We start from the raw sequence: 4,719 nt of genomic DNA on the forward strand, positions 1-4,719 counted from the left end.
CGCTTCGATCATGGACGGGTTTCCCATATTGCGGTGCATGGCTCACTCCATTTTGCTATATCTTCCTCGCACAGGTATGATTATCGCCTCTACCTCGGGTTATGCAAAGGTCTCCTGAGGGAGAGGAACAAAACGAACCTCCAACCCATCAGGAATGCCTCTTGCTCGACACCGTCCACCTCATCATCGCCGCCGTCGTCATGCTCGTGGGCGCGGTCATACTTAGCGCCACTGGCTTCGGCATTGGGCTGGTGACGACGCCGTTCCTGCTGCTTGTGTTCGACCCCAAGACCGTCGTCGTCCTCATCAACACCATCGCGGCGGGGCTGCTGGCGATGGTGCTGGCAGATACGCGGGACCACCTTGAGATCAAGGCGAACATCCCGCTGGCGGTATCGGCAGTGCTCGGCGTGCCGGTGGGTGTGATCGCCCTCAGCTCCCTGAGCGCCGTCGCCTTGCGAATTGGCATCACCGTCCTCATCATCCTGCTCACAATCATCGTCGCGCTCAACATCCGCGTAAAAGTGCCCGCGCCGAGGGTGTCCGGCCCAATCATCGGGTTCGCCGTGTCGGCCCTGGTGACGGGCCTCGCGATCGGCGGGCCGCTGATGATGCTATTCCTGATGAACTTCAACTACTCAGTCCCGAAAATACGCGCCACAATGGCCTTCTACTACATGCCGATGGGGCTCGCCGCAATCGTGGGCTACGCCGTCGCGGGGCTGTACACGCGGGAGCGCATCCTGCTCGTCCTGGCGGTCGTCATCCCGTCGATCGTGGGGTACCGCCTCGCCGTCCTCATCGTCCGCCGCATCAACGACGCGATGTTCCGCCGAGGAGTCGTCGCAATCATCGCCATCACCAGCGTCATCGTCCTGGCCCGCGAAGTGGTGACGGCGCTATAGGCATGCGCTATCATATGCCCCGAACCCAATTCACCGGTGCCTAAATGAAGATCACGCGCGTTGAGACGCTGCCCGTAGACCGCTACCTGTTCGTGAAGGTCCACACCGACGAAGGGATCGTCGGCATCGGCGAGTCGGGCACCTGGGGCTTCCTGGAGGCCTCCGAGGCGGCGATGCAGAAGTTCGGCCGCTACCTGGTGGGCCAGAATCCCCTGCTAATCGAGCACCACTGGCAGTACATGTACCGCTTCGCCCACTTCCGCGGCGCGGCGATCATGGGCGCGCTGAGCGCGCTGGACATCGCGCTGTGGGACATCGCCGGCAAGTACCTCGGCGTCCCCGTCTACCAGCTCCTCGGTGGCAAGACACGCGACAGGGCGCGAGTCTACTACCACGTCTTCGGCCACACTCGAGAAGAGCTGGTCAACGGCATCAAGGACGCAAAGAAGAAGGGCTTCACCGCCGTCGGCCACCTGACGCCGTTCCTGGACGACTCCTACGACATACCGTACTTCAAGACGCACGTGGACAAGATGGAGGACGCGATCAACGCCGTGGGCACCTACCGCGAGGTGGCGGGCAAGGAAATGGACATCTGCATCGAGATCCACCGCCGCCTGACTCCCGCCGAGGCGATTGTGCTGGCGCAGGGCATCGCGCAGTTCCACCCGATGTTCTACGAGGACCCCATTCTGCCGGACAACTTCGACGCGATGGCGCTCGTCGCGAACAAGGTGAACATCCCCATCGCGACGGGCGAGCGCCTGCACACGATCCACGAGTTCCAGATGCTCCTCTCGCGCGGCGCGGTGCAGTACGTGCGCCCGGACGTCTGCATGGCCGGCGGCATCACGCACTCAAAGAAGATAGCCGCGCTAGCGGAGGCGCACTACGTCGGCGTGATCCCGCACAACCCGCTCGGGCCGGTGAGCACGGCGGCGTGCCTGCAGCTTGCGGCGTGCATCCCCAACTTCGCCATCCAGGAGTACCCGCTGGGCGAGCTGGAGCCGCCCAAGAGCGACATCGTCAAGAAGCCCCTCGAAATAAAGAATGGCTTCCTCACGATCCCCACGACGCCAGGCATCGGCATCGAGCTCAACGACGACGCGCTCGCCAAGTACCCACCCAAGCCGCGCGAGGTGCGGACGCGCCTCATGACGGACGGCAGCGTGGTGGACCAGTAGGGGTGCTGGGTGCTGGGTGCTGGGTGCTGGGTGCTGGGTGCTGGGTGCTGGGTGCTGGGTGCTGGGAACGAGGATAGGAGTATGGCAGAATGGCCGTCAAGAGCTATCAGGATCTCAGGGTCTGGCAGATGGGATGGACCTTGTTGAGGAGACATATAGAGTCTCCTCAACCTTTCCACCCCATGAACGATATGGCCTTGCACAGCAGCTTCAAAGGGCGGTAGTTTCTATACCGTCTAATATTGCCGAAGGTCACGAAAGACATCACATCAAGGAGTATCTTCACCACCTTTCAATGGCTCAGGCCTCGCTTGCGGAGCTTGAGACACAAGTATTGATCGCTATTCGCCTGAAGTATTTGACGCAGGAGCGATCGGCGGCAGCTCGCCAAATAGCAGACTCTTTGGGCAGACAGATTCGCGCCCTGAGATCAACCTTAGCTAAAAGAACGGCCGAATAGAACGCTGAACGCTGGGATACAGCCTGAAGGCCCTCCCGCCTTCGGCTGTTACCCAGCACCCAGCACCCAGCACCTAGCACCCAGCACCCTTAGGAGGTCCCATGTTCATAGACTCACACGTTCACATCTACCCCAATAACCCCAACAAGTACCCTCTCCCCGAAAACAAGGGCGAGGGCAACCCTAACGTCGAGTTCCTGATCGAAACGCTGGACCACGCGGGCGTCGATAAGGCCGTCATCGTGCAGCCGGACGAGTACGATAACAAGGAAACGACGGAGTACGTCGCCGAGTGCCTGCGCCGCTTCCCGGACAGGCTGGCGGCATGCGGCCTGATCAACCCGCAGCGACGTGACGCGCCGGAGGAGCTGGAGCGCCAGGTGAAGGAGTACGGCTTCGGCGGCACGCGCCTGTACCTCTCCCGCCACAAAAACCCGATGGAGCTATCCTTCACAGACCAGGACCGGCTGTGGAACAAGGTCGCCGAGCTCAACGTGACGTTCATCGTCCTCGCGAGCGCGCAGGACCTGCCGTACCTGGAGCCGATCATCGCGCGGCACCCGGCGACGAAGGTGGTCATCGACCACATGGGCCGCCCCGGCCACTTCGAGCCGTTCCCCTCGCCGCTCCTGGAGAACGTGACGAAGCTGGTGAAGTACCCGAGCGTCTACGTGAAGATGTCGCACTTCCATGGCCTGTCTCGCCAGCCCTACCCGCACCCCGATACGCAGAGGATCGCCAAGCACCTTTTTGAGACCTTCGGCCCGAAGCGCATGCTCTACGGCTCCGACTTCCCCGGCATCACCCGCAAGCCCGGCTACAAGCCGGGCGTGGACATCGCGCGCGTGCACGTGGACTTCCTCAAGCCCGAGGACAGGGAGTGGGTGTTCCACAAAACGGCGGAGAGCATCTGGAAGTGGACGGGCTAGAGGGGTATCGGGTATGGTCGAACCGGATCCCTTCTGCCATACCCTATACCCGGCTGTTACCCCAAACCCTAAACCCTGCTCTGGAGGTGTTCAATGGGCGTAGATAACAACAAAGTCCGATTCACCGGCGAGAACTCATTCCTGCGGCTCGGGATGGCGGAGGGCGAGCCATCGACGGCCTCGAACAGCCACTGGCGCTCCAACCTGTCACCGAAGGGGTCGGGCCACGCCCTGTTCACGATGGGCGACCACACGGAGGGTCTGCCGCGCATCTACGCCGACAACATCGCCCTGGCGAGGTGGCTCCAGGAAGGGATCATGGCGTCGATGACCAGCGACTTCACCGGGCCGGAGATACCCATCATCCAGGCCGAGTTCTGGAAAGAGGGCGACACGCTCACCTACTGGAGCGAGTACATTCAGTCGGACCACGACGACATCGTCCTGACCTGGTACGACTTCATGGAGCCGTTCGCGATGGCGAATAAGCCGTTCGAGAACAAGCCCTCACAGCCGCACGGCCTGTACAACGTCCTCGTTCCGGCGCGGCGGGCGCAGATGACCGTGAACGGGATCGCCATCCCTGGCAAGTCGCTCCCCCGGAAGATTGGCACGGCGGACGGCACCACCTGCTGCCTCGCGCTGTCCGAGACGTGGCTCATCCCCCGCGACCACGGCTGGGCGAAGGAGTAGGAGGGGGTACGGCCCCGATTCGATGACTCATCGGGGTTCAGGGCAAGGTACGGGGTACGGGAAGGAAGGGTAACAGTCGGGGCTGGGGGCTGGGATAAGGATGCACCAGGCACGGTACCAGAGCGAGGCAGGTCCGGATATCGTAGGGGCGCACCGATGTGCGACCTGCCCTGGTACCTGCCATCGGCATCCGCCGCGATAGCCGCCCATGCCTAACGCACCCTTCACCTATCTTGCCACCCTCACCGCCCCCCTTGCCACCCTGAGCGGCAGCGAAGGGTCTAAAGCCCTAACGGGCGGTAGAGTCCTTTATCCGCAAGCAACGCCCTTAGACCCTTCGCTGCCGCTCAGGGTGGCAAAGGTAGTATTGCGTGGTCACATGCGTGACTGACCGCATCGCCTTGGATTTCTCCTCCCAAAGCGTCGTCGAAATGGGCATATTTGCAGAAAATGTGTGATCCTATGGACTGGCAACGGCTTTGTAAGGCGGCTACCATGGTTTTGAAAAATCATCAAGTTTTTGAGGAGTGCCCATGGCCCCCCAAAAC

Annotated in this window: 5 protein-coding genes; all 5 read left to right on the forward strand. The window is 61.8% G+C overall.

Annotation, left to right across the window (positions count from 1 at the left end; genetic code table 11):
* Positions 1–101: 101 nt before the first annotated feature.
* The 5 genes from FJ319_14485 (at position 102) to FJ319_14505 (ending at position 4,171) form a co-directional block, all read left to right on the forward strand.
* A complete protein-coding gene (locus FJ319_14485) occupies positions 102–905 on the forward strand; it encodes a sulfite exporter TauE/SafE family protein (protein ID MBM3935472.1) in 804 nt (267 codons plus the stop codon).
* Between the two features lie 44 nt (positions 906–949).
* Positions 950–2,089, forward strand: coding sequence for a galactonate dehydratase (gene dgoD, locus FJ319_14490; protein ID MBM3935473.1), 1,140 nt, complete (start codon positions 950–952; stop codon positions 2,087–2,089).
* 133 nt (positions 2,090–2,222) lie between these two features.
* Positions 2,223–2,549, forward strand: a complete 327-nt coding sequence (locus tag FJ319_14495; protein MBM3935474.1) for a four helix bundle protein — start codon at positions 2,223–2,225, stop codon at positions 2,547–2,549.
* 101 nt (positions 2,550–2,650) lie between these two features.
* Positions 2,651–3,478 carry an amidohydrolase gene (locus tag FJ319_14500; GenBank protein MBM3935475.1) on the forward strand — a complete coding sequence of 276 codons (828 nt, stop codon included), beginning with the start codon at positions 2,651–2,653 and terminating at the stop codon, positions 3,476–3,478.
* A 93-nt stretch (positions 3,479–3,571) separates the two neighbouring features.
* Positions 3,572–4,171: a hypothetical protein gene (locus tag FJ319_14505; protein MBM3935476.1), complete on the forward strand. Its 600-nt coding sequence runs from the start codon at positions 3,572–3,574 to the stop codon at positions 4,169–4,171.
* Positions 4,172–4,719: the final 548 nt, after the last annotated feature.

Source organism: SAR202 cluster bacterium (genome assembly GCA_016872355.1).
Classification (GTDB): domain Bacteria; phylum Chloroflexota; class Dehalococcoidia; order Lucifugimonadales; family VGZY01; genus VGZY01.

Excerpts from the sequence above, each read along its gene's own strand:
- dgoD (MBM3935473.1), top strand. The coding sequence starts at position 950 with ATGAAGATCACGCGCGTTGAGACGCTGCCCGTAGACCGCTACCTGTTC.
- FJ319_14485 (MBM3935472.1), top strand. The coding sequence starts at position 102 with ATGCAAAGGTCTCCTGAGGGAGAGGAACAAAACGAACCTCCAACCCAT.
- FJ319_14505 (MBM3935476.1), top strand. The coding sequence starts at position 3,572 with ATGGGCGTAGATAACAACAAAGTCCGATTCACCGGCGAGAACTCATTC.
- FJ319_14495 (MBM3935474.1), top strand. The coding sequence starts at position 2,223 with ATGGACCTTGTTGAGGAGACATATAGAGTCTCCTCAACCTTTCCACCC.
- FJ319_14500 (MBM3935475.1), top strand. The coding sequence starts at position 2,651 with ATGTTCATAGACTCACACGTTCACATCTACCCCAATAACCCCAACAAG.